We start from the raw sequence: 217 nt of genomic DNA, 5'->3' as shown, positions 1-217 counted from the left end.
ACCGCTTCACCCGACGACCGCCCAGGCCCCCGGTCACCGCCAGCACCGCATGCTCGACACCCGACAGCACCAGCGACGTAGGCCCGTTGACGGCAGCGATGCTCACACCCTCCGACAGCAGCGGAACTACTTCCTCCTCCGTCGCCTCCACCGCCACCATCACACCACCAGCCGGCAACGCCTGCATCAAACGACCCCGCGCCACCACCAAAGCCGC

At 68.7% G+C, this 217-nt stretch carries 1 protein-coding gene; it reads right to left on the bottom strand.

Going from position 1 to position 217, the window contains the following annotated elements; genetic code table 11:
- Positions 1-217 (bottom strand): hypothetical protein (locus tag ADK64_RS47295; protein WP_234384594.1); only part of this gene is annotated, 217 nt, incomplete at both ends.

Origin of the sequence: Streptomyces sp. MMG1121, from assembly GCF_001280015.1 — a bacterium.
In the GTDB taxonomy this organism is placed as follows: domain Bacteria; phylum Actinomycetota; class Actinomycetes; order Streptomycetales; family Streptomycetaceae; genus Streptomyces.
This window is presented reverse-complemented; position numbering and strand designations above follow the sequence as displayed.